Consider the following 22,015-nt stretch of genomic DNA (forward strand, 5'->3'; position numbering starts at 1 on the left):
TTACCAGTACGACGGTTTAGCAAACCGTTGGTTTCAGCCACTCACCCACGTCTCCTGCGCGATTGGCGTCGGGGGCCTATAGCGAGCAAGCACCCGGGCTGCAATGCCTATTACAACGTGAAATTTGACTCGCTTGGGCGCGAAAGCGACTCGACTCATCGCCGGTTCATTGTGCGTGCCCTAAGCGGGCCGTTAGCCTTTCACGTGAATATGGAGGATTGCGACTTATGACTGGCCTGTCCCTGCAAAAATTCGGGAGCCGTCTGGCGCTTGCATTTGCCGCATTGCTGCTGGCTGGCTTGCCCGCCAGTGCACAAATCCAGACTGTCGACCCCAACGACGCCATCGACGCCGATCTGGGAACGCCACCTAAAGTTGAAACGCCAACTGCCACGGACATTCCCACCGATCCGCCAATCGAAGGCGATACGACGGTTGCGCCGGGCATGGAAAGCTCCGCGGCCCCGACCGCAACTCCACCGGCGGGAGATCAATCTACCTATCAGGAAGATGACCTCATCGGTGCAGCAGAGGGCGTGTTCGGCAAAGGTGCGCAGGGCTTGGGCAATCTGATCGAGGATATCCTCAAAAAGCAGGGCAGGCCCAACGGCTATATTGTCGGCCGAGAGGGTGGTGGCGCGCTGGTTGTGGGTCTGCGCTATGGCTCGGGCACGTTGCACCACAAGGTTGAGGGCGAGAAACCGGTTTACTGGACCGGCCCTTCGATTGGTTTCGACGCGGGTGCCAATGCGGGCAGCACCTTTGTGCTGGTCTATAATCTTTACGACACCGAAGATCTGTACCGCCGCTTCCCCTCGGGCGAGGGTGTGGCCTATCTGGTGGGCGGGTTCAACGCGAGCTATCTGCGCCGCGGCGATATTGTGCTCATCCCGATCCGCGTTGGTGCCGGGCTGCGGCTCGGGGCCAATGTCGGCTATATGAAGTTTTCCAAGAAGCAGCGCTGGCTGCCATTTTAAGCCCCCGGGTCGCACCAAACAGGGGCTAAATGGGCGTCCTTCGGGACGCCCTTTTTTTGCCCGTTGTCCGGCGCCGACCCGCTCCCCCACCCGGCCTCCCATAGCATATCCTGTTTGGGAGGCCGGCCCTACCAAATGTCCCCCGGACATTTGCAAACGGGCGGGGAGAGGGCTGGTGCCGGACTAATCTAGCGTGCGCGGACTTCTTCCATACGCTTCAGATAGCGTGCGAGGACATCGATCTCGAGGTTGACCGCGCGACCCTCCGCCAGTTCGGCAAGCGTGGTGACGTCCCAGGTGTGCGGGATGATGTTGAGCGTGAAATGCGCACGACCGTCGCTCGCATCGGTCACGCTGTTGACTGTCAGCGAAACGCCATCAATGGTGATCGAGCCTTTTTCGGCAATATAAGGCGCTAACGCAGCAGGGGCAGCGATGGTCACCTTATGCGAATCGCCAATGGGTTCGACAGACAACACTTCGCCGACGCCGTCGACATGGCCGGTGACGATATGCCCGCCCAGCTCATCGCCCAGCTTGAGCGCGCGCTCGAGGTTCAGGCGGCGGCCTTGCGTCCACATACCGCCTGCGGTCTTGCTGAGGGTTTCCCCAGAAGCATCGACTGCAAACCAGTCCACGCCCTTATCGACCACGGTCAGGCAGCAGCCCGAACAGGCAATTGACGCGCCCATATCGACCCCGCCCATGTCATAGCCGCACTGGATTACGAGCCGCAGGTCGCCGCGTTGTTCGGCGGTAGTGATGGTTCCGATGTCGGTGACTATGCCTGTGAACATGGGATGGCCTCGTAGACTTCAAACCGGTTGTTGCCAAGCATCCGCGTGTCTGTAAATCGCCATTGGCCATGTGCCTCGGCCAGATCGGTGAGGCCTATGTCGCCAAGGCACGGCTTGCCACCGCCTATCAGGATCGGCGCGCGGTAGAGCATCAACCGGTCAACCAGCCCGGCGCGCAGGAAGGCACTGGCTGTTTGTGCGCCACCTTCGACGATCAGGCTGTTGCAATCGAGCGAGGCGATATCTTGCGGCGTACGGAGGGCTTCCCAGCCTGCGGGCGCGTCACCGCTGCATAGCATGATGCGGCGCGGAGTGCGCGCCTCCAGACCGGGCAGGCGGACATCGAGCCGTGGCGTATCTGCGCGCACCGTGCCTGCGCCGACCAGGATGGCATCGCATCGCGCGCGCTCGAGATGCGCGTGCGCGCGCGCGGCATCGCCGGTGATCCAGCGGCTGCTGCCATCCGCCATCGCGATGCAGCCGTCGAGCGAGGTCGCCAGCTTGAGCGTAACATGCGGGCGGCCTTTGATGATGCGGCTAATGAAACCGGCCAGACCGGCGCGTGCATCGGCCGTCATCGCATCGCGTTCGACCATAATGCCCGCAGCTTCGAGCCGGTCAAAACCCTTGCCTGCGGTGCGGGGATCGGGGTCAGTCAGTGCGCCGACGACGCGCGCGGGCTTGGCGGCGATCAGGCTGTCGGTGCAAGCTGGTCCACGCGCGCTTTCATGTGCACAGGGTTCAAGGCTGACATAGATTGTCGCGCCTGCCGCAGCGCTTCCCGCCTGCTTCAGTGCGACCGCTTCTGCATGGGGGCGGCCACCGGCTTGTGTCCAGCCGCGCCCGATGACGACGCCATCCTTGACGATGATACAGCCGACCGAGGGGTTGTTACCCGTTAGCCCCTTGCCGCGTTCGGCAAGCGCGATGGCGGCGGAAAGCCAACGCCGGTCTTCGCCAGAAACTTTGGCTACGACGGCTATTTCGACGCTCCCACTCGGGCAGCGATGTTTGCCTCGGCCTTGGCGCGGCGTTCGGCCTCGTCCTTTTGCGCTTCTGCATCGAGAGTCTCGACATCCATGCCGACGGCGCTGCCCAAGGCCTTATAGGCTTCGCGCTCGCGGGCGCGCATCGCATCCTTTTTCTTCTGATATTCGCGGATCGCTGCAAGGCTTTCTTCGACCGACCGGTCAGCGGGCCAGCTTTCGAAATAGGTGACGGTCGGAGGCGGCGGGGTCGCCTTGTCCTTCGCGTCGAAATAGAACATCGTAATGATCGTCGCGGTTGGCACACAGGCGAGCAGCAAGATCAACAGCCGCCCGCCGCGCTGTTCGCGCATATAGCCGAACAGGTCGGCCATTCCGCCTTTTAGCGATGCATCCTGGAAGAAACTCATGCGGCCTGTGTAGGGATTGCGGAGGCGGAATTCCAGTGGGGATTCCCCGCCGGAACTGGCCAATGGGTGCAGCCAGGGCGATATGAGCTAGAACAAAACCGTAGCCCTTAGCCTGTCGAAGGGCGCCTTTCAGCGTTGGCGCCAACCTCTCGACGTGCTTCGACAGGCTCAGCACTACGGTAATGTTTGCTCAGTTTGGCTCTAATTAATCGTAAACCGCACACTCAGCGTTTGCCAATCCTCGACCGCAACATCCCCGCGCGTAGCAGGCGTGAAGCGCCATGCCTTCAAAGCCTGTTTCACCGTCGCCTTGCCGAAATCGGGATGGGTCGCACGTACCACCTGCGCCTCGCGTACGCGCCCATCGCTCCCGATCAGCACGCGGACGGTGGCGCTGCCCTCAATCTCGCGTTGCAGCAAGTTGGACGGATAGTCGGGTTGGAAATCGCGGGCAAAGCGCGGATCACGGTTGGCCGCCTTGAAGATTGCGGGCGGGTCCGGCGGTGGATCCTTGATCAGCGTTTCACCGGTGCCGCTGCCGCCCGCCAGCACCGTGCCTTTGGTTTCATCTTGGCCAGTGCGGATGTCGACCGGGTCTTTGGGAATATCCTTGATCACCGGGTCTGGCACATAGATCGGGTCGAGCGGTTTGGTTTCGGTATCCTGTTGTTTCTCGTCCTGTTTGGGGGGCAGAGGCTCGACGGGGATGCTTCGGCCCTCAAACGGATCGCGGATGACCTTTTCGACAATCACAGGCGACAGCGCGACCGCCAATATGATGCTGCCATTCAGCCCGATGGCGAGCGCCATGCTCGCGGGGTTTGGGCGTTTGTTTTCGCTTGCGTAACTCATTGCAGCTCCTCTCTCCTGTAGCTGTGCAGCTACCGGCCCGGGAGCAAGCGGGACTAAAGCCCGCCCAGGCCGATAGTCGCGAGTTAATGATACAACATAACATGGCAATGTCAAGGGAATGACGTAGCGTCAGGTGTTACATGTCTAGCTGTCGGTCGATAAAGGGAGCGAGTTCGCAGACGCTTGGTATGTGAAACGTTTTCTTCAAAAGGAAGAAGGGAATAAGGAAAAAGGCGCGAAGCGCCATTAATCAACGGCGCTATCGCATTTCGGCGCAATGGAAGTGGAAGGGCTGCCGCCCTTCTTCCTTATTTTCTTGTTCCTTCTGAGGGAATCTTTGTCGCAACGCCGCGACTGTTGAAACAGGCTTAAGCCTTGATCGCGCAGATTACGCCAGATGAACTCACCACGCCCAATATCTCTGGATCCTGAAGAGCCTTGGTGCGCTTGACGAATTCCTCGATGGTGATCTGGCTGGCTTTCTTGCCTTGCAATTTCTTCAGGCCATTCAACTTGTTGAGCTGAAACAGCGACAGCCGGTCCACCATTCGGTCGGCCATGCAGCCTGCTATCGGCTTTGAGAGCCCGGCATCGGTCAATGCGGTGCGGATACGCTTTTCCGGTGTGGCGCAGGCACTTAGTGCCAGCGCAATCACAGGCACGAGCATCAGCCGCTTCATACGCCCTGTTCCTTCGCACGCTCTACGCATTCGACGATGATGCGCTTGGCCTCGTCGACATCGCCCCAGCCGTTGAGCTTGGCCCATTTGCCGGGCTCAAGGTCTTTATAGTGGGTGAAGAAATGCTCGATCTGCTGCAGCACGATCGGCGGCATGTCCTTATAGGTCACGACATCGGCATAATAAGGAAAAGTCTTGTTGACGGGCACGCAGAGCAGTTTTTCATCGCCGCCTGCGTCATCTTCCATCATCAGCACGCCGACCGGACGGCACTTGACCACTGCACCCGCAACAATCGGCGAACGCGCCACGACCAGCGCGTCCAGCGGATCGCCATCCTCACCCAGCGTGTGCGGCACGAAGCCGTAATTGGCCGGATAGCGCATCGGGGTGTGCAGGAAACGATCGACAAACAGCGCGCCCGATGCCTTGTCGAATTCATATTTCACAGGTTCGCCGCCGATGGGCACTTCGATCAGCACGTTGAGGCTTTCGGGCGGATTGTCGCCGGCAGGGATGAGGTCGATACGCATGGGAGGTGGCTTTCATGGTTGTTTGGCGCGGCCCCTAGTCGAATATTGCGGCTTACGGAAGGCTGAATGAGGGGGCTAAGCCCCTCCCCTTCAGGGGAGGGGTTGGGGTGGGGTCTGTCAGTATTGCGCAAGGACTGCAAAACCCCACCCCGCTGCGACTAGGCATCAAAGATGCCAAGTCTCGCTGCACCTCCCCTGAAGAGGAGGGGAGAGACCCTATTCCTTACCCCCACAAAACCCGCTAGGGACGCGCGCGATATGGCAAAGATTCAGACCCCCCAGCCCGTGCGCGGCACACAGGATATGTATGGCGAAACCGAGGAACGGTTTGCCCATGTCGTTTCGACTTTTGAGCGCGTGCGGCGGCTTTATGGTTTCAAGGGGCTGCAACTGCCGGTTATCGAGCCGACCGCGGTTTTTGCCCGTTCGCTAGGCGAGGCGACCGATGTCGTATCCAAGGAAATGTACACCTTCGAGGATCGCGGCGGGGATTCGATCACGCTGCGCCCTGAATTTACGGCGGGGATTGCGCGCGCTTACCTCACCAATGGCTGGCAGCAACATGCACCGATGAAGGTAACCGCGCATGGGCCCCTGTTCCGCTATGAACGCCCGCAAAAGGGCCGCTATCGCCAGTTCCACCAGATCGACGCCGAAATCATCGGCGCGGCCGAACCGGCGGCGGATGTCGAACTGCTGGTGATGGCCGACCAGTTGCTGCACGAGCTGGGCATCAAGGAAGGCGTCACGCTGGAATTGAACACGCTCGGCGATGTCGCCAGCCGCGATGCCTGGCGCGCGGCGCTGATCACCTATTTCAACGATCACAAGGATGTCCTCTCCGAAGACAGCCTGTCGCGGCTGGAGAAAAACCCGCTGCGAATCCTTGACAGCAAGGATCCCGACGATCGCGGCGTCGCCCATGCCGCACCGAAAATTGACGAGTTTTTGAGCAGCGAGGCGCAGGACTTTTTCGGTGCTGTGACGGCGGGGCTGGATGCCGCCGGCGTCGCCTGGACGCGCAATGCCAAACTGGTGCGCGGCCTCGATTATTACCGCCACACCGCGTTCGAATTCACCACCGACCGGCTGGGCGCGCAAGGAACCGTGCTCGGCGGCGGGCGTTATGACGGATTGATCGAAAATCTGGGCGGGCCTGCGACACCGGCGGTGGGCTGGGCTGCGGGTATTGAGCGGTTGGCGATGTTGATTGGTGATGTTGCCGAACCGGTATTCGACATTGTCATCGTGGTCGAAGATGATCAGCTTATTGGCCGCGGGATTGCGGCGGTGACCGATATGCGACGGGCCGGTTTCAAGGCCGAACTTGTTGCGAGCGGTTCTCCTCGCAAGAGATTTGATAAAGCTGTTAAATTTGGTGCGAACGCAATTGCTACAATTGCTTCGCAAGACGGCGCGGTCAAAGTGACGCTGAAGGCAGAGAACGAAATTCGCGCAAGAATTGAAGGCTTTTTTCAATGACAAGCCATGCCATTCGTCACCCCCGCGAAGGCGGGGGGCCATCACCTGACCGTCAGGTTTACCCGAGAGTGCCGGTGATGGATTCCCGCCTTCGCGGGAATGACGAAGTGAGAGATAAATTGGCACACTATCCGCTCCGTCGCCCCGTGCTTGACACGGGGTTAGGCTGTTTCTCTTACGGCGCAGAGAAAAGCCAAGCCCCGCATCAAGTGCGGGGCGACGATGTGTGTGGAGGTGATTTAAAGCACGATCTCTCCACGCCTCTGCGCCTCTGCGTGAGTCAAAAATGACCACCATCTCCCCCCAACGCATCGCGCAGATACAGGCGCGGTTTGCCGAGCTTGAGGCGCGGATGGCCTCTGGCACGCTGGAGGGTGATGCCTTTGTGCAGGCGTCAAAGGAATATTCGGAGATCGAGCCGGTGGCCAAAGCCGCTGCCGACCTGCGCGGCTTGCGCGATGAACTGGCCGGGCTGGAGGAAATGCTCGCCGGGGATGATGCCGATTTGAAGGCGATGGCAGGTGAGGAAATCGATGCGGTGCGCGCGCGGATCGAAACCGCCGAACATGATCTTGCCATCCTCCTCCTCCCCCGCGATGTTGCCGACCAGCGTTCGGCGATGCTCGAAATCCGTGCTGGCACCGGCGGGGATGAGGCCGCGCTGTTCGCTGGCGATCTTTACCGGATGTACGAACGCTATGCAGGATTGCAGGGCTGGAAAGTCGAACCGATCTCGATGAGCGCCTCCGACGTGGGCGGGTTCAAGGAAATCGTTGCCGCTGTCTCGGGCGCGGGCGTGTTTGCCAAGCTGAAATTTGAAAGCGGCGTGCACCGGGTGCAGCGCGTGCCGGTGACCGAAAGCGGCGGCCGCATCCATACCAGCGCCGCGACCGTCGCGGTATTACCCGAGCCCACCGAGGTCGATGTCCATATCGAGGACAAGGACCTCAAGATCGACGTCTATCGTGCCTCGGGCGCGGGCGGACAGCATGTGAACACCACCGATAGCGCGGTGCGCATCACCCACGCGCCGACCGGCATTGTCGTCACCTGCCAGGACGGCCGCAGCCAGCACAAGAACAAGGAAAAGGCGATGCAGGTTTTGCGCGCCCGCATCTACGAAAAGGAACGCGAAGAGGCGCAAGGGGCCGAGGCCGAGGCGCGCAAGGCGATGGTCGGCAGCGGCGACCGCAGCGAGCGCATCCGCACCTATAATTTCCCGCAAGGCCGGGTCACCGACCACCGCATCAACCTGACGCTGCACAAGCTGCCCGAGATTCTTGAGGGTGGTGGTTTGGCCGAGATGGTTGACGCGCTGATATCCGAGGACCAGTCTGCGCGACTGGCGGGGCTGGACGCCGGTTAAGTCATGATGGCATTAAGCAGAACCGTAGTGCTGAGCCTGTCGAAGCACGTCCAGCCGACAAGCGCCCTTCGACAGGCTCAGGGCTACGGTGATTTTTGACCGCAAAAGGAGAGTGCGACGATGAAATTATACCAGTCAGTTGGCCCCAACCCTCGTGTTGTCCTCTTCTATCTTGCCGAAAAAGGCCTCAAAATTGATCGTGCTTTTGTGGACATCATGGCTGGTGAGAACCGGCAGGGCGAATGGCTGAAAAAGCATCCGCGCGGCGGCATTCCGGTGCTGGAACTCGATGATGGCAGCCTGATTTCCGAAGCGACGGTGATCTGCGACTATCTCGATGAGCGCTTTCCCGAAAAGCCTTTGGTCGGTGCGACGCCCGAGGCGCGCGCCGCAGTGCGTTCCGCGATCCGCCATATCGATTACAGCATTGGCAGCCCGATGATGAACGGCTTCCGTAGCGCCGAAGGCCTGCCGATGTTCGAGAAACGCATGCTGTGCGTTCCCGAAGCGGCGCCGGGCAACAAGGCCTATGCGCAGGACGGCTTGCGGCAGGCGGATGCGCTTTTGGCAACGCAGCCCTTTGTAGCAGGCGATGCGTTCACTCTTGCTGACATATCGCTGTTTTGCTGGGTCGAATTTGGCGCAATGGTGGGGCAGCCGATCCCCGATGATGCGACCCATCTCAAGGCATGGCGAGACAAGATTGCGGCGATGCCCTCTGCGATCGCCAGCGCGGACGCGAAACAGGGTTTGGCTGCCTGAGCTGAAATTCTATTTTTGGGAAGAAGTGCCGGGACGGGTTGGTGCGAGACCAGATAAGCAACCAACCCGTCCATGGCGTGTGGGTGTTGAACATCTATCCTAATGCAGTGCCCGTGCCAGTTTTACATCATATAAGTAAAACAATTAGTTGGTTGGTTTCAGTGAAATTAACTTTCTTCGCGCTGTAAAAATCGCCGACATTTTGACGCCCTTTCTCCCTGCCATTTGTCCGCTCGCCGATGTCGTTCGTCGAAGCGATGGTTTACATCCGTAATCGATATGACTACGCCTGTAATCGAAATTGGGGCAACATAGGTAAGGTGATTCTGGATGTCCGAACGTATCAGTGAAGCAGAGTTGGCAGTGATGGAAGTGCTCTGGGAGGAAGCACCCCTGACCGCCACCGATGTTGCCGGCAGGGTGGCCCGCCAGCGCGACTGGTCTTTGGCGACAGTGAAGACTTTGCTTTCGCGCCTTGTCGCGAAGGAAGCGGTCGGCCATCATCTCGACGGCCGCCGCTTTCTCTATTCGCCGCTGGTGCAGCGCGAAGCCTATGTCAGTCGCGAATCGCGCCGCCTTGTCGACCGCTTCTTTGGCGGCAAGCTGATGCCGCTGGTCGCGCACCTCGCCGAGCAACAGAGCCTGAGCGACGATGAAATTGCCCAAATCGAAAAGCTGCTGAGGGAGATGAAATCATGACGGAGTGGCTGAGCGACACATTGCTTGCGACCAGCGCGTTGCTACTGCTGGTGCTTTTGATCCGAGCTCCTGTGGCACGCCATTTTGGCGCGGGCACGGCCTATTTCCTGTGGGCTTTACCTGCGGCGAGACTGTTCATGCCGACGCTGACGCAGGAAGTCTCCGCTCCTGCTGTACCAGTCGACGCAGCGATTGTTGAAACCGTGCGCGAAGCAGCACTCACGACGGTCACGGCAAACGCACCGGTATCTCCGGTAACCGGCATGACGATCGATTGGTCGGTCGTCGCACTGTCGCTGTGGCTGGGCGGGGCGGCGTTGCTCTTCATAATCCAGATGTTCCGCTACACAGCGATGCGCGAAGAATTGCTGAGTGATGCGGTCGAAATCGATCAGCTCGATGGAATCCGCGTCATCCAGACCGACCGCATACCCGGCCCGCTCGCATTCGGCCTTTTCAAACGCTATGTTGCGGTACCGCGCGAATTCACGCGCACCTTTTCTCCCCGCGAGCGCGAACTGGCTCTGGCGCATGAATTGGCGCACCATCGTGGCGGAGACCTGTTCGCCAACCTGGCGGCCTTCATCTTCCTGTGCCTGATGTGGTTTAACCCACTCGCCTGGATGGCCTGGAGCGCGTTCCGTTTCGATCAGGAGGCGGCCTGTGATGCTCGCGTCGTTGCGGGAGCCGATGCCTCCACCCGCCAAAGCTATGGCCGCGCCCTTGCGCGCACTGCCACCGAAGGGCTGCCGGCTTTTGCAATGGCGCTCAACAACCCCAAAACAATAATTCAGAGATTGAGGAGACTGATGATGAATGAGACCAGCAAAGGTCGTCGATTGACCGGCAAGCTGGCGATCCTGGCAGCAGCCATCGTTACCCTGCCATTGACCGCAACCGTTGTGCCCGTGTTTGCCGAAGACCAACCAGCGCTCGCAGGTTCCGAAGGAGAAAAGACGGTTGAAGTCCGCAAACACAAGGTGATCGTCGTAAAGAATGCCGACGGTAAGGATGTAACTGTCGATGTTTCGGGGGACGCTGACACACCTTTTGTCAAAAAAATCGAGAAAGACGGAAAAACCATCATCCTGCGTTCGAACAAGGAATTGAGTGAAGCTGATATCGCCAAGATGGTTGCCGAAGCAGAAGCTTCCCGCGCCAAGGCCGATTGGCAGGATGCCGATGGTGAGAAGAAAACCGCTATGTTCGTTCGCGTAACCAAGGACGGCAAGCTGGCTGACCCTGCCAGCCCTGACGTTATGCATTTCACTGTCGATGAAGTGGTGGTTCCTCCGATGCCGCCTGTCGCTCCAGGCGCGCCAGAGGCGGTTCGTAAGGTGCAGGTCAAATGCAATGACGGCGAACTGTTGACGACGAATGTCGAGGGCATGGACGGCGACAGGAAAACGCGCGTGAAAATCGCAATGTGCGCCAATGCGCATGCGAAGATGGCGCGTACACATGCTATTCAAGGCCTCAAAGAAGCCCGCGAGAGCATTAAGCGCGATGCGAACATTCCCGAATCCGTGCGCAAGGATGTCATGAAGAGTCTTCAGGAAAATATCGAGCAGCTGGAGCGTGAACTGAAAAACGCGCCCGAGGCCAGCGGCGACGCCTGATCAATTTTCGAGATAAAAACAAAATTTGGGGTATCCCCGAAGCTAGCTCCCCAGTTCAGCTTCGCAACCTAGACGGGGCGGGTCATAGGACTCGCCCCTTTTTCATTGCCCAGCGCCGTTCGCGCCACCATATAGATCAGTATGAGCGAATGGCCCGACAGCATTCACGCAGGCGAAACCGAACAGCATGAGCCTCTGGTGCGGCGCGTGCTGGCACCCAACCCGTCGCCTTACACCTTCACGGGAACGCAGACCTGGCTGGTAGGCGCGGGAAGCGAGATCGCAGTTATCGATCCAGGTCCTGCTGGAAGCGGCCTCAGTATCGGCGATCCCAAGGACATGAATGGTGAAGGCCATGTCGAGGCGATCCTGCGCGCCGTGGGCGACGCGAAGATCACCGCCATCCTCTGCACCCACACGCATCGCGACCACTCGCCCGCTGCGGCGCCCCTCAAGGCGCTGACGGGGGCTCCAATCATTGGCTGCGCACCGCTGTCGATTGCAGATGATGGCCCGCGCGCCGATAGTGCCTTCGATCCTGATTATGCACCTGATCGCATCCTTGAGGATGGCGAACGGATTTCAGGTGAAGGTTGGACAATCGAGGCGGTCGCAACCCCCGGGCACACCAGCAACCATCTTTGCTATGCTTTGCTCGAAAGCGGGGCGCTGTTCACCGGCGACCATGTGATGAAATGGTCGACCAGCGTTGTCTCTCCACCCGATGGCGACATGTCTGCCTATATGGCTTCGCTGCAAAAGCTCTATGATCGCGCAGATCGCGTCTATTATCCTGCGCATGGGCCGGCGGTCGACAATCCCCGGCAGTTGGTGCGCGGCATGATCGGCCACCGGCGCATGCGCGAGCGGCAGATATTGGGCCTGCTCGAGCAGGGGGCTCAGGTCATTCCCGATATGGTGACTGAAATGTACAAAGGCCTCGACGAGCGTCTTAAAGGCGCGGCAGGCCGCTCGGTGCTTGCGCATCTGGTCGATCTTGAAAAGCAGGGCCGCGTGGCGCTGGATGGTGAGGCATGGCAGTTGGCAGCCTGAGCCAGAACGAGTTGCGCAGTTGGGCGATGCGCGGCGCCGCGCTCGCCACCCCCATCCTGTTTATCCTTGCCGTCTGGTGGGCGATAGACGGGTTCCGCAGTTTACGTGATGGCCCGGCACCGGAAACGGTGGCCAGTGCCAGCCTGCAGGGATTGCGCGAACAGAATCGCCTTTCAGCCTTCGCCGCCAACTATGCTGCGGTCGTCACCAGCGAACAGCGCCGCTTTGGCCTGTCGGCGAAAAAGACGCTGATCATGCAGGGATTGGTGCGCTACGAGGTGGATCTAGCGAAGTTGGGAGAGAAGGACGTCCGTTGGGATGCCGACACTGGCACGCTGCGCGTTAAAATCCCGCCAATCGAAACCGCGCCACCGCAGATCGACCTCAAAACCATTCAGGAATATGGCGAGAACGGCATATTGCGGGCGTTCACTGATGTGGACGACGTGCTCGATGATGCCAATCGCGACAAAGGCCTTGCCGAGTTGACGCGACAGGCCAATGGACCGGTGCCGATGACGCTAGCACGCGAGGCGTTCAAGCGCGCGGTCAAGCAAAATTTCGAGGCTCCGCTGCGTGCGGCAGGACTCGATGCTAAGGTTGAGGCCTATTTCGCCGACGAACTTGGCGGTGATGTGACTACCCGCTGGGATGAATCGACACCGCTTGAAGAGATATTGAAGCGCTGAAAATTCAAATATCATAAAAACCGCAGTGCTGAGCTTGTCGAAGCACGTCTCACAGGGTAGCTCTGCAGCCGAGAAGCGCCCTTCGACAAGCTAAGCGCTACGGTGAAGATTCGGAGTATCGATTAATGAACGCCCCCGTCCGTGAAAACCTTTCCGGCCTTGACTTGCTCGCCGAAATCAACCGGCTGAAGAAGGAACGCAACGCCGTCATCCTCGCGCACTATTATCAGAAGCCCGAGATTCAGGATCTGGCCGATTTCGTGGGCGATAGTCTTGAGTTGTCGCGCCGCGCGGCGGAAACCGATGCCGATGTCATCGCCTTTTGCGGGGTGAAGTTCATGGCCGAGACCGCGAAGATACTTTCACCGCAAAAGACAGTGATACTTCCCGATATGGCGGCCGGTTGCAGTCTGGAGGATGCCTGCCCGCCGGGCCGGTTCAAAGCCTTCCGCGACGCCCATCCAGATCATATCGCGCTCACTTACATCAACTGCTCGGCCGAGGTGAAGGCGCTGTCCGACATCATCGTCACCAGCAGCAGCGCCGAAACCATTCTGGCGCAGATTCCTAAGGAACAGAAAATCATCTTCGGCCCGGACCGGCACCTGGGCGGCTATCTCAGTCGAAAGTTCGGACGCGAAATGCTGCTTTGGCCCGGTGTGTGTATAGTACATGAGGCTTTCAGCGAAACCGAGTTGCTCAAGCTCAAGGCGCAATATCCCGGCGCTCCCGTTGCAGCGCACCCGGAATGTCCGCCGCATATCATCGATCACGCCGATTATGTTGGCTCGACCAGCGGCATTTTGAAATATGCCAAGGAAGTGCCCGGTGATACCGTGATCATCGCAACCGAGCCGCACATCATCCACCAGATGCAAAAGGCGCTGCCGGAGAAGAACTTCATCGGTGCGCCGGGCGCCGACGGCAACTGCGCGTGCAATATCTGCCCCTATATGGCGCTGAATACCCTCGAAAAACTGTACCTCGCCCTGCGCGACCTGCAGCCGCAGATCGAGCTGGACGAAGGCGTCCGGCTGGCGGCCAAGAAGAGCCTCGACCGGATGCTCGAAATGGCCTCGAAAACGGTCGGGCAGGGCGATTTGGGGCGCAAGGATCTTGCGACGCCCAATCCATGAGGCAGTGGCTGCATATTGCGCTGGGCTTGGTCGGGCTGGCGTTGACTGCCCCATCTTTCGCCAACCAACCCGACGTCTCGATCACCGACGAAGGGCAACTCCTCTATTATAACGGGGAGGGCCGTCCCACCCGGCTGAGCGCTACGGGCAAGTTCAAACAAGCCGCCTTGGCGCCCGATTATCGCACAGTGGCGTTCATCGAAGTGTTGGTGGAGGGCACACCGGCCTATGATGACACGCGCACGCAATTGTGGATCGCCGACGGGCCAACAGGGAAAGCGCGCATCCTGTTCAAGCCGCGCCCGGCAGACGACCGCAAGGCTAATATGGCGGCGCTGTGGAATCCGGTTTTCTCGCTGAATGGCGGTTTCGTCTATGTCGAGTCCGAGGCTTGGGTCACCTCCGCTGCAATCCACCAGATTAATGTGAAGACCGGCGCGGAGAAATATGTCGTCGATGGTTCGATCCACGCGCTGGTGCGGACCGGGCCCTATCGGGGCTATTTGCTGGTGCAGCGGCATCTTTATCCGAAGAATCCCGAAGAAGGAGCCTATGACGAGGTGCATCTAATCCGCCCTGACGGCAAGTTCATCCTTGCCATTCCGGGTAGCAAGGACGGTGATCCGGTCGAAGCGGTCGATACCTGGATCAAGGCCAAAGGGTGGAGCGCTTCATAGCCCGAACCAAGGGTGTAGACTTGATTCGCATCTGCTCAAAAATCATTGTATAATCTTGCAAATTTGGAGTCGCGTAACTGAAGTCAGCTTGCGTTGCAGCTCCAGCCAAATAGGCTTCGCGCTCTTTAGATACCTGGGGTGTGGCATTGGGCCATACAGGGCTAAAACCGTGCTGCAAACATGCAGCACAAGGCATGAAAGGAAGCGTTTATGGCTGAAGATTGGCTGGCAGATGTCCGCAAATATGTCGCGGATGCCGACGAGACTGTGGTGAAGGCGATTGTGCGATATTGCGGCATTGCGCTCCAGAATCGTGACAGTTCGCTGGTGGCATTTTCGGACGCCAAAGAAACCGACCGTGTTCGCGAAAACTATCTGAAGAAAAAGCTCGGCCTTACCAATAGCGATGCCGAGCTCGACGGTGCGATTGCTGCGGTAGGCGAACGAATGAAGGAAGACCGGACGAAGAACCGCGTCACGGTGTATTACCTCCTTGCCGAACATTTCGGCCTTCTCAGCGTCTTTGGCGGGACCAATGCATCCGCCGCGCCGCTTGCTGCCGCAGCCGGACTGGGCGCAGCTGCGGTGGCGGGAACAGCGGCTACAGCTGCTGCAGCGGAACCGGTTGTTGCGACCCCGACTCCTGCCCCTGAACCAGCGCCTGCTGCAGCCGCACCTGCCTATGCGGCATCGAGTTATGAGGATGAAGACACTGGTGGTGGCCTCGGCTGGCTCAAATGGCTTTTGCTCGCGGCTTTGCTCGCCCTGCTGCTCTTCTTCCTGATGCGCAGTTGCTCGCCGGAGGCAACTGCTCCGGCGGATGACGGGATGACGACCGAAGCAACCGGTGGTGAAGCTGCCGATGCCGCAGCCGGCGATGCAACGGCAACCGCCGCCATTCCGGAAGGCGCGGGTGTGGTCGCTGCGGATGTCGATGGCAAACCCAAGCTGACGGTCTATTTCGACAGTGGCAAATCGGATGTCACCAATGACCTCGCAGCAGCAGCCGCAAAGGTGAAGGCTTATATCGATGCAAATCCGACGGCGAAGCTGGCGGTTTCAGGATATAACGATCCGACTGGCAATGCAGCCGTAAACGCGGAAATCTCGAAAAAGCGGGCGCAGGGCGTTGGCAAGGCGTTGGAAGCTGTCGGCATTCCGGCGACGGCCATCGAACTGGTCAAGCCTAGCGATACGACCGATACGTCGGGTGACAACACCGCGGCGCGCCGGGTTGAGGTGACTGTCCAGTAAGGCAATCGCGATAATGACAATGAGGGGCGGCTATAGAGGTGGCCGCCCCTTTTCTTTGCACAAATCGGGACTATGGTCAGCGCATGACTTGGATTGTTCCTGTCCTGCTTCTGGTTGCAGCCTTTGTCGGCTTTGGCGTCTGGCGCGGTCGACAATTTGGTGAGCTGGCACGGCGTGGAATGCCGGTCACGGGACGCATTGTGCATAAATTCCGCGCCGGAAGTGCCGAAATGTCGGGAAGTCGAAGACCGGCTTTTACCTACACCGGCCCCGACGGGCGCGAATATCGGCGTGCTGCTTCGGTCAGTATCGGCAAATGGGCCGAATATGACGAAGGCAGTACAATCGCCTTAATCTGCCTGCCCGACGATCCGGGGGTGAGTGCACCGTCTTGGCTGGTCGAACTGGCGCGTGAAGCGTTGGCGAAAAAAGGCAGATTGTAGTAGATTCCGCTTTTCCACGGCGTCGACTTCGGTCTAGCTGCGATCATGACAGAAATTGCAGATATGAGCATGTCGATGCTGGCGCGCGGCCAGGCTGCTCTCGCTAGTCAGCCATTCAGCGCGCTGATCGGGACCCGACTTTCCAAATGGAGCGCGGATGGGGTCGAACTCGAGCTCGAAATAAGCGACAAAATTCGGCAGCAGCACGGTTTCGTGCATGGCGGCGTGGTTGCCTATATGGCGGATAACGCCCTGACATTTGCGGGCGCCGCCAAACTGGCGGGTACGGCGATCGTAACCGGCGAAATGAAAATCAACTATATCCGCCCGGCGGTTGCCGAGAAACTGATCGCGCGCGCGACCGCTATCAGCGGCGGCTCGACCCAATCGGTTGCCCGTTGCGAGGTTTATTGCGTGATCGATGGCGTTGAAAAATTGTGCGCAGCGGCACAGGGAACAATCAACAAGTTGCCCGAGCGAGGAGAGAAATGATGGCGTTCAATCTTCCCGGCTTTGATCTTGACGATTTCGTGCGCGCCACACTCGCCGAAGACCTTGGTCCGACGGGGCGCGACGTCACCTCGGAAAGCGTGATCCCAGCTGATCTGCGCTTTGCAGGAGTAATGGACAGCCGCGACCCGATTGTTGTGGCGGGGCTTCCGATAGCGGCGGCCTTTTTCCGCCATCTCGATCCCGACATAGAGCTAGAGGTGCTCGCGCATGAAGGCCATGGCGTTGAGGCTGGAACAGACTTGATGCGTATCCGCGGCAAGGCGCGGGCGATGCTGACGGCGGAGCGTTCTGCACTCAACACCGTGCAGCATCTGTCCGGCATAGCGACAATGACGCGACGCTATGTGATGGCGATCCGGGACACGGGTTGCACGCTGCTCGACACGCGCAAGACCATTCCGGGCCTGCGTGTCCTCGAAAAATATGCAACGCGGATGGGTGGTGCCACCAACCATCGCATGGGGCTTTGGGATGCTGCTATGATCAAGGATAACCATGTCGCGGTAGCAGGCGGTGTCGCCGAAGCCGTGCGGCGTGCCAAGGATCATGGCGTTGAACGCATCATCCTGGAGGTCGACCGGATCGAGCAGATTGAGCCGGGGCTCGAGGCAGGTGCGACACATTTGTTGCTCGACAATATGGATGTTGAGCAATTGAAAGCGGCGGTAAAGCTAGTTGACGGTCGTGTGCCTACCGAAGCGAGCGGCGGCGTCACGCTAGAAACCATCCGCGCCAAGGCCGAAACCGGGGTAACCTATATCTCGGTAGGCCGCCTGACGCAGAGCGCACCCGCTGCCGATATCGGGCTGGATTTCGATGTGGTCTAGGTTCGCGCTGGCGCTGCCGGCGCTCGCATTGCTTGCTACGTCTACGCCGCATGAACCGGCGCTCGCGCAGGCTTGGCAGTGCCGCCCACCTGCAAGCCTTCCCCGTCCGGTGCCGGAAATTGCCAAGCCAGGCGAGATACGGCGTACAGCTGTCGACGGCTATATCCTGGCACTCAGCTGGAGCCGTGAACATTGCCGTGGGCGGGAGAAGAACCCTGACGATGCGCTGCAATGTGGTAGGACGATGGGCGAATTCGGCTTCGTGCTCCATGGGCTTTGGCCGGAGGCTAAGGGACCCAACTACCCTCAATGGTGTCGCAAGGCGGAGTTATTGTCGCGCAAAATGGTGGCGCAGAACATCTGCATGACACCTTCGGTCCAGTTGCTCCAGCACGAGTGGGCCAAACATGGCACCTGCATGGCGCGAAAGCCGGAAACCTATTTTGGTGCCGCGCGGTTGTTGTTCGATGCGATGGAATTTCCCGATATGGAGCGTCTGTCCCGGCAAGGTGAAAAGGAGGGCAATTTGACGGTTGCCCGCCTTACCGAGGAATTTGCACTCAACAATGACGGGCTTTCGGACCAGGCGATCAAGGTCAAAACCAACCGGAGAGGCTGGCTCGAAGAGGTACACATTTGCCTCGATAAAAAATTCAAGCCACGCGCTTGCCCCAACTTCGTTCGCGGTGCTGCGGACAATGCGCAGATCAAGATCTGGCGGGGAACCTAGCTCTCGATAATCCGCGTGCCCGGATGATGTTTGTCGAGATGCTTGTGGATGATGCGCAGATTCTTGCTGTTCGATCGCCAGATGAAATCAAAAGCGTCACCCACAAGCGGAATAGCGCCTAAGGCGGTATCAATTCCAATATTGGCGGACATGCGCATCAATTGCCATTTTGACATGCCCAGATTGCGCGCTTCCCAGACCATATAAGCCCCCATGGCGGCGGTAATCAGGTCGCCAATAACCGGGACCAGTCCGATGACAGAATCCAGACCGAATGGGATTTTGGTGCCAGGTATGACAAAACTGCGCTCGAGCAGTTTCTCAAGCGCTTCCACGCGCTGACGCACGGAATGCGGATCGGTTCCCATACCGGGCAAGGTCTTGGCAAGCTCTTCAAACTGGTTCTGCGAAATGGGCATGGTGCCTCCTTCTTTCGCTTATGTCGGGTCGCGCCCCAGATATTGCAAGGGATGCCATCCGCGCGGGTTCTGCGCAAAGCCCAAAAGGCCGTCACGTACCAGCGACCAGCGAACCGGATTGGCGATGGGAATGTAGTTGCGGGTAGCGATAAGTTCGCGCTCGGCCTCCCCCCACAAGCGAATACGTTCTTCGCGCGTTAAGGCAGTGCGTGCTTCATCGAGCAGCTGGTCGGCCTTCTCGCTGCAAATCGGTGTTGCCCGACAAGACATCTGGTCCAAATACCATCCCGGACTTGATATGTCGGCGACGCGATCAATCAGGACCAGATCGGCGGGCTGGGCATAGGTTACCCGTTCCGCTTCAAGTCCGATAGCGGCCAGATCACTGCGAATGCGTGCAAAGAGAATGCGGCTGCCCGTGCCGCGTGGCATGGCAAGGCGCAGCGTCCGAACAGGGCCGTTAGATCCCTCCCACGCGGCGATGGTCGATTGCGCGCTAGCTTTGCGCTCCTGAACATTTTGGCTTGACCATTCGGGGCGTGGCAATTGTTCGCGATTGGTCAGGGCTTCCGGGGACAGCGTCAAAGTCTCCCGCCAATCGGTAATGCCAAAAGAGGTCAAAAGACGAGGCCGGTCGATCGCCATGGCGATCGCCTCGCGATTGGCAACATTGGAGAGGAACGGCCCGTCACCCGTTACCAAAAGGCCAAACAGTCCGGGAACGGCATCGAACCGCGTGCCTGCCTCATTGCCCTCCGTCGCTGTCAGCAGAGGAAGATGTTCGAAACGACCGTTCAAAATAAGGTCACTCTGCCCGACTGCAAAGCGGGCCAAAGCCCGAGAAGGTGAGTGCGCCGCGAGGATGACCCGCTTTTCATCGAGAGCTATCGTGCCGTCAATCTCATCGGTTCTGTTGCGCAATTGCAGATTTCCCGCAATCCGCTCGGCAATCATCGGGCCAGAGCCGTTAGCCCTGTGGATCATTCCAAATTCGGGCTGTGCCAGCAGTTCGAGCAGGTTCGGTACAGGTGCGTTCAACCGGATCTCGACGACCTTGCCTGTCATCGGCAAGATCCTGTCGATCTTTGCCAGTTCATCGCCAAAGCGTGACCGACTCAGTTCGGCGACTCTGACCTTCAACGCAGCGGCAACTTCGTCGGAACGCACTTCGCGCCCATTGTTCCACCGCGTTTTTTGCAGTCGGAAAATATAACCCTTATCGTCGTCAGTGACGATCCAACGTGAGGCCAGCGCCGGAACGACGCGACCTTCGGAATCGAAGGCGACAAGACCCTGCGCTGTTGCGTTGCGCAAATAGGCAGACGCTGGTGACAGCGGCATGCGCCCGACCGCTATTTCCCGTGGGCTGTCTTCGATCACATCCACTCGCAGACGGTTGTTGTCGATACCGCCCGAACAGGCAGACAACGCTAGCAGCGCGCCCAAAATGGCAAAGGTGCGCGTCATGGCACTTTCCACAGGGTTCGGCTGGGGTGGATATTGCCGGGATTATCCTGCCAACCGCGGACTTTCGGGCTTACCAGCGAACGTGATGCGTAGAAGTATAGTGGCAGGATTGGCATATCGGCTATCAATATCCTTTCCGCCTCGCGCATCAACCCTGCACGGCGCTTTGGATCAGGTTCGGCCATGGCCAGCTCGACGGCGCGATCATAGTCTGGATTGGCATAGCCCGAATAATTTTGCGGGCCGCTATTGCTCAAATGGACCGCGAGGAAGTTTTCGGGTGCAGGCAAGTCGGCAATCCAGCCTGAACGCGCCAATTCGAAATCGGCGCGCTTCAGGCTGTCGAAGTGCAGGCTCGCTTCGCTGTTGAGCAATTTGGCCTCTACTCCAAGTTCGCGCCACATCGTTGCCATCGCTACGGCAGCGCGCCGATGCTCGGTCGAACTGTTGAAGCGGATTTCAAACCGAAGTGGATGACCACGGCCATAGCCAGCCTGTCCCAACAATTTCCGGGCGCGCTCCGTGCGGGCTTTTTGCGACAGTGTCGCCCATTCCGGCTTGAAGCTTTGTCCCCCGTCAAGTCCCGGCGGCAGCAGGCCCCAGGCGGGCAGGTTGCCGGCGTCGACCATCTTGGAGGCGATCCATTCGCGGTCAATCGCCATCGAAAGCGCCTGTCGCACCCTGACATCATCGAATGGCGGCTTTCTCGTGTTGAAGGCGAAATAATAGGTGCCAAGGAAAGGCGCATTTCTGGCGATATCCCGATGATGCTCGCGTAACCAGTGGTATCGGGCAGGGGTGTATTCACTGCCGATGTCGGCACCGCCAGCAAGCACCAGTCGCATGGCGGAGTTCAGATTTTCCATCGGTTTCCAGATTACGCGTTGCGTTCTGGGCGTCCCGCCGTGCCATTCCGGATTGGCTTCAAGGGTGAGCTGCTGGCTCAAACGCCATTCGGTCAATCGATACGCCCCGCTTGTTACCAGAGGTCGCTCGGCCGCCCATCGTTCTCCCGCCGCCTCTATCCGGTGAAAAGGTAGTGCCGCCATCGCTGGATGGGCCAGCAGTGCGGGTAGTTGCGGGAATGGGGTTTTGAGCCGAACGACGACCGTTTGCGCATCAGAGGCATTGATTGCTTCGATCACGCCAAAAAGGGGCCCATGGGGTGATCCGCTGCGCTTGTCCTGAATGCGGCGGAATGCCTGCTCGAACACTTTTGCCGTTAGCGGTTGCCCGTCGGAAAAACGAAGGCCGGGATGCAGGCGAAACGTCCAGAGGCGGCCATCCATGCTGGTTTGCCAACTTTGCGCCAACCCGGCTTCGGCCTCTCCCTTTGCGTCGAAACGCGTAAGCCCTTCGAACAGGTCGGCAGCAATGCGCGTAGAGGCCAGATCGGAAACCAATTGCGGATCAAGTCCACGGGAATCCGCTTCCATCAGCCGGACAATGGCATCTCCTTCGCTGCCTTTTCCTGTATTTCCTCCGCCACAGGAGAGAAGCAAAAAGACAAGGAACGGGGCAAGCCAACGCATCTTGCAAGACTAGGCGGTGGCCCGCTTCAGGGCAACTCTGCATTCGCAGGGAAGGGGTTGGTGCGGACGGCGGGACTTGAACCCGCACGCCCAAAGGGCGACAGATTTTAAG

General features: G+C 59.2%; 24 protein-coding genes. 15 read left to right on the forward strand and 9 right to left on the reverse strand.

Annotation, left to right across the window (positions count from 1 at the left end):
• Positions 1-227 precede the first annotated feature (227 nt).
• Positions 228-977, forward strand: coding sequence for a DUF1134 domain-containing protein (locus PKC81_RS12305; RefSeq protein ID WP_324336509.1), 750 nt, complete (start codon positions 228-230; stop codon positions 975-977).
• A 188-nt stretch (positions 978-1,165) separates the two neighbouring features.
• On the opposite strand, the gene PKC81_RS12310 is transcribed toward PKC81_RS12305, so the two are convergent.
• From PKC81_RS12310 to ppa, 6 genes are all read right to left on the reverse strand, one after another.
• On the reverse strand, positions 1,166-1,774 hold the full coding sequence (locus tag PKC81_RS12310) for a riboflavin synthase (protein WP_324336511.1): 609 nt from the start codon (positions 1,772-1,774) through the stop codon (positions 1,166-1,168).
• Positions 1,759-2,757 carry a bifunctional diaminohydroxyphosphoribosylaminopyrimidine deaminase/5-amino-6-(5-phosphoribosylamino)uracil reductase RibD gene (ribD, locus tag PKC81_RS12315; RefSeq protein ID WP_324336555.1) on the reverse strand — a complete coding sequence of 333 codons (999 nt, stop codon included), beginning with the start codon at positions 2,755-2,757 and terminating at the stop codon, positions 1,759-1,761. The genes PKC81_RS12310 and ribD overlap by 16 nt, the downstream gene beginning before the upstream one ends.
• Positions 2,754-3,170 carry a hypothetical protein gene (locus PKC81_RS12320; RefSeq protein ID WP_324336513.1) on the reverse strand — a complete coding sequence of 139 codons (417 nt, stop codon included), beginning with the start codon at positions 3,168-3,170 and terminating at the stop codon, positions 2,754-2,756. The genes ribD and PKC81_RS12320 overlap by 4 nt, the downstream gene beginning before the upstream one ends.
• A gap of 201 nt (positions 3,171-3,371) precedes the next feature.
• Positions 3,372-4,022 (reverse strand): TonB family protein, encoded by a 651-nt coding sequence (locus PKC81_RS12325; RefSeq protein ID WP_324336515.1) that lies wholly within the window; start codon positions 4,020-4,022, stop codon positions 3,372-3,374.
• 368 nt (positions 4,023-4,390) lie between these two features.
• Entirely contained in the window at positions 4,391-4,702 is a 312-nt protein-coding gene (locus tag PKC81_RS12330) for a hypothetical protein (protein ID WP_324336522.1), read from the reverse strand.
• Positions 4,699-5,235, reverse strand: a complete 537-nt coding sequence (gene ppa / locus PKC81_RS12335; RefSeq protein ID WP_324336523.1) for an inorganic diphosphatase — start codon at positions 5,233-5,235, stop codon at positions 4,699-4,701. The genes PKC81_RS12330 and ppa overlap by 4 nt, the downstream gene beginning before the upstream one ends.
• A 171-nt stretch (positions 5,236-5,406) precedes the next feature.
• On the opposite strand from ppa, the gene hisS reads away from it, so the two are divergent.
• The 14 genes from hisS to PKC81_RS12405 all read left to right on the forward strand — a co-directional run bounded on the left by hisS (position 5,407) and on the right by PKC81_RS12405 (position 18,485).
• Complete coding sequence (gene hisS / locus PKC81_RS12340) at positions 5,407-6,717, forward strand: histidine--tRNA ligase (RefSeq protein ID WP_324336525.1); 1,311 nt, start codon at positions 5,407-5,409, stop codon at positions 6,715-6,717.
• Between the two features lie 286 nt (positions 6,718-7,003).
• Complete coding sequence (prfA, locus tag PKC81_RS12345) at positions 7,004-8,083, forward strand: peptide chain release factor 1 (RefSeq protein ID WP_324336527.1); 1,080 nt, start codon at positions 7,004-7,006, stop codon at positions 8,081-8,083.
• A 120-nt stretch (positions 8,084-8,203) separates the two neighbouring features.
• Positions 8,204-8,845, forward strand: coding sequence for a glutathione S-transferase family protein (locus PKC81_RS12350; RefSeq protein ID WP_324336528.1), 642 nt, complete (start codon positions 8,204-8,206; stop codon positions 8,843-8,845).
• A gap of 330 nt (positions 8,846-9,175) precedes the next feature.
• Positions 9,176-9,544, forward strand: a complete 369-nt coding sequence (locus PKC81_RS12355; RefSeq protein WP_324336530.1) for a BlaI/MecI/CopY family transcriptional regulator — start codon at positions 9,176-9,178, stop codon at positions 9,542-9,544.
• The gene (locus PKC81_RS12360; protein ID WP_324336532.1) at positions 9,541-11,163 is read left to right on the forward strand and encodes a M56 family metallopeptidase; all 1,623 of its coding nucleotides are present in this window, start codon (positions 9,541-9,543) and stop codon (positions 11,161-11,163) included. The genes PKC81_RS12355 and PKC81_RS12360 overlap by 4 nt, the downstream gene beginning before the upstream one ends.
• A 141-nt stretch (positions 11,164-11,304) precedes the next feature.
• Complete coding sequence (locus tag PKC81_RS12365) at positions 11,305-12,216, forward strand: MBL fold metallo-hydrolase (protein ID WP_324336534.1); 912 nt, start codon at positions 11,305-11,307, stop codon at positions 12,214-12,216.
• Positions 12,198-12,905 carry a DUF4230 domain-containing protein gene (locus tag PKC81_RS12370; RefSeq protein WP_324336535.1) on the forward strand — a complete coding sequence of 236 codons (708 nt, stop codon included), beginning with the start codon at positions 12,198-12,200 and terminating at the stop codon, positions 12,903-12,905. The genes PKC81_RS12365 and PKC81_RS12370 overlap by 19 nt, the downstream gene beginning before the upstream one ends.
• 125 nt (positions 12,906-13,030) lie before the next feature.
• The gene (gene nadA, locus PKC81_RS12375) at positions 13,031-14,041 is read left to right on the forward strand and encodes a quinolinate synthase NadA (protein WP_324336537.1); all 1,011 of its coding nucleotides are present in this window, start codon (positions 13,031-13,033) and stop codon (positions 14,039-14,041) included.
• Entirely contained in the window at positions 14,038-14,718 is a 681-nt protein-coding gene (locus PKC81_RS12380) for a hypothetical protein (RefSeq protein WP_324336539.1), read from the forward strand. Before nadA ends, PKC81_RS12380 begins: the two co-directional genes overlap by 4 nt.
• A 210-nt stretch (positions 14,719-14,928) precedes the next feature.
• Positions 14,929-15,972: a DUF2853 family protein gene (locus tag PKC81_RS12385; RefSeq protein WP_324336541.1), complete on the forward strand. Its 1,044-nt coding sequence runs from the start codon at positions 14,929-14,931 to the stop codon at positions 15,970-15,972.
• Positions 15,973-16,055: 83 nt separating this feature from the next.
• Positions 16,056-16,415 (forward strand): DUF3592 domain-containing protein, encoded by a 360-nt coding sequence (locus tag PKC81_RS12390; RefSeq protein ID WP_324336543.1) that lies wholly within the window; start codon positions 16,056-16,058, stop codon positions 16,413-16,415.
• A gap of 45 nt (positions 16,416-16,460) precedes the next feature.
• On the forward strand, positions 16,461-16,907 hold the full coding sequence (locus PKC81_RS12395) for a PaaI family thioesterase (RefSeq protein WP_324336545.1): 447 nt from the start codon (positions 16,461-16,463) through the stop codon (positions 16,905-16,907).
• Entirely contained in the window at positions 16,907-17,755 is an 849-nt protein-coding gene (nadC, locus tag PKC81_RS12400; RefSeq protein ID WP_324336557.1) for a carboxylating nicotinate-nucleotide diphosphorylase, read from the forward strand. Before PKC81_RS12395 ends, nadC begins: the two co-directional genes overlap by 1 nt.
• Positions 17,745-18,485 carry a ribonuclease T gene (locus PKC81_RS12405; RefSeq protein WP_324336547.1) on the forward strand — a complete coding sequence of 247 codons (741 nt, stop codon included), beginning with the start codon at positions 17,745-17,747 and terminating at the stop codon, positions 18,483-18,485. The genes nadC and PKC81_RS12405 overlap by 11 nt, the downstream gene beginning before the upstream one ends.
• Here the strand turns inward: PKC81_RS12405 and PKC81_RS12410 are convergent.
• From PKC81_RS12410 to PKC81_RS12420, 3 genes are read right to left on the reverse strand one after another with little or no spacing between them, the layout of a single operon-like run.
• Positions 18,482-18,904 (reverse strand): DUF4112 domain-containing protein, encoded by a 423-nt coding sequence (locus PKC81_RS12410; protein WP_324336549.1) that lies wholly within the window; start codon positions 18,902-18,904, stop codon positions 18,482-18,484. The genes PKC81_RS12405 and PKC81_RS12410 overlap by 4 nt on opposite strands.
• Positions 18,905-18,922: 18 nt before the next feature.
• Positions 18,923-20,371 carry an ABC transporter substrate-binding protein gene (locus PKC81_RS12415; protein ID WP_324336551.1) on the reverse strand — a complete coding sequence of 483 codons (1,449 nt, stop codon included), beginning with the start codon at positions 20,369-20,371 and terminating at the stop codon, positions 18,923-18,925.
• On the reverse strand, positions 20,368-21,903 hold the full coding sequence (locus PKC81_RS12420; protein ID WP_324336553.1) for a peptide ABC transporter substrate-binding protein: 1,536 nt from the start codon (positions 21,901-21,903) through the stop codon (positions 20,368-20,370). Before PKC81_RS12420 ends, PKC81_RS12415 begins: the two co-directional genes overlap by 4 nt.
• Positions 21,904-22,015 lie beyond the last annotated feature (112 nt).

This window comes from Sphingorhabdus sp., from assembly GCF_035329025.1.
Classification (GTDB): domain Bacteria; phylum Pseudomonadota; class Alphaproteobacteria; order Sphingomonadales; family Sphingomonadaceae; genus Sphingorhabdus_B.

Bases quoted from the DNA above. Each gene is read 5' to 3' on its own strand.
- nadC (WP_324336557.1), top strand. From the start codon at position 16,907: ATGGCGTTCAATCTTCCCGGCTTTGATCTTGACGATTTCGTGCGCGCC.
- PKC81_RS12350 (WP_324336528.1), top strand. From the start codon at position 8,204: ATGAAATTATACCAGTCAGTTGGCCCCAACCCTCGTGTTGTCCTCTTC.
- hisS (WP_324336525.1), top strand. From the start codon at position 5,407: ATGCCAAGTCTCGCTGCACCTCCCCTGAAGAGGAGGGGAGAGACCCTA.
- PKC81_RS12385 (WP_324336541.1), top strand. From the start codon at position 14,929: ATGGCTGAAGATTGGCTGGCAGATGTCCGCAAATATGTCGCGGATGCC.
- PKC81_RS12410 (WP_324336549.1), bottom strand. From the start codon at position 18,904: ATGCCCATTTCGCAGAACCAGTTTGAAGAGCTTGCCAAGACCTTGCCC.
- PKC81_RS12320 (WP_324336513.1), bottom strand. From the start codon at position 3,170: ATGAGTTTCTTCCAGGATGCATCGCTAAAAGGCGGAATGGCCGACCTG.
- PKC81_RS12310 (WP_324336511.1), bottom strand. From the start codon at position 1,774: ATGTTCACAGGCATAGTCACCGACATCGGAACCATCACTACCGCCGAA.
- PKC81_RS12420 (WP_324336553.1), bottom strand. From the start codon at position 21,903: ATGCGTTGGCTTGCCCCGTTCCTTGTCTTTTTGCTTCTCTCCTGTGGC.
- PKC81_RS12415 (WP_324336551.1), bottom strand. From the start codon at position 20,371: ATGACGCGCACCTTTGCCATTTTGGGCGCGCTGCTAGCGTTGTCTGCC.
- PKC81_RS12370 (WP_324336535.1), top strand. From the start codon at position 12,198: ATGGCAGTTGGCAGCCTGAGCCAGAACGAGTTGCGCAGTTGGGCGATG.
- PKC81_RS12305 (WP_324336509.1), top strand. From the start codon at position 228: ATGACTGGCCTGTCCCTGCAAAAATTCGGGAGCCGTCTGGCGCTTGCA.
- PKC81_RS12405 (WP_324336547.1), top strand. From the start codon at position 17,745: ATGTGGTCTAGGTTCGCGCTGGCGCTGCCGGCGCTCGCATTGCTTGCT.
- PKC81_RS12355 (WP_324336530.1), top strand. From the start codon at position 9,176: ATGTCCGAACGTATCAGTGAAGCAGAGTTGGCAGTGATGGAAGTGCTC.
- PKC81_RS12360 (WP_324336532.1), top strand. From the start codon at position 9,541: ATGACGGAGTGGCTGAGCGACACATTGCTTGCGACCAGCGCGTTGCTA.
- PKC81_RS12395 (WP_324336545.1), top strand. From the start codon at position 16,461: ATGACAGAAATTGCAGATATGAGCATGTCGATGCTGGCGCGCGGCCAG.
- prfA (WP_324336527.1), top strand. From the start codon at position 7,004: ATGACCACCATCTCCCCCCAACGCATCGCGCAGATACAGGCGCGGTTT.
- PKC81_RS12380 (WP_324336539.1), top strand. From the start codon at position 14,038: ATGAGGCAGTGGCTGCATATTGCGCTGGGCTTGGTCGGGCTGGCGTTG.
- PKC81_RS12365 (WP_324336534.1), top strand. From the start codon at position 11,305: ATGAGCGAATGGCCCGACAGCATTCACGCAGGCGAAACCGAACAGCAT.
- nadA (WP_324336537.1), top strand. From the start codon at position 13,031: ATGAACGCCCCCGTCCGTGAAAACCTTTCCGGCCTTGACTTGCTCGCC.
- ppa (WP_324336523.1), bottom strand. From the start codon at position 5,235: ATGCGTATCGACCTCATCCCTGCCGGCGACAATCCGCCCGAAAGCCTC.
- PKC81_RS12325 (WP_324336515.1), bottom strand. From the start codon at position 4,022: ATGAGTTACGCAAGCGAAAACAAACGCCCAAACCCCGCGAGCATGGCG.
- PKC81_RS12330 (WP_324336522.1), bottom strand. From the start codon at position 4,702: ATGAAGCGGCTGATGCTCGTGCCTGTGATTGCGCTGGCACTAAGTGCC.
- PKC81_RS12390 (WP_324336543.1), top strand. From the start codon at position 16,056: ATGACTTGGATTGTTCCTGTCCTGCTTCTGGTTGCAGCCTTTGTCGGC.